Origin of the sequence: Micrococcus sp. GbtcB5, from assembly GCF_019091605.1 — a bacterium.
GTDB lineage: Bacteria > Actinomycetota > Actinomycetes > Actinomycetales > Micrococcaceae > Micrococcus > Micrococcus luteus.
Map to the genome: position 1 here is coordinate 1 of NZ_JAGXJK010000656.1, position 228 is coordinate 228.

Annotated in this window: 1 pseudogene; it reads right to left on the reverse strand. The window is 81.1% G+C overall.

Features of this window, described 5'->3' with window-relative positions:
- Positions 1–228, reverse strand: a pseudogene (locus tag KVS67_RS13860) (kinase); the annotation flags it as partial.

Genomic DNA, 228 nt, shown 5'->3' on the forward strand with positions numbered 1-228 from the left:
GGCGCCCACGCCGTGCGCCCGGGCCAGCGGGGCGAGCAACGACCCGGCCCCCTCCACGGCCTGCCCGCAGTCGGCCAGCATGACGGTCACGGCCGGGCCCAGCCGCACGGCCGGGTCCGCGCCCCCGGCCACCGCGGGCGTGTCGGGGGCCTGGGTGGACGAGCCCGCGAGGCTGCGGGCGGCCGCGGAGAGCACCGTGAGGATCGTCCCCTCGCGCGGATCCGACAG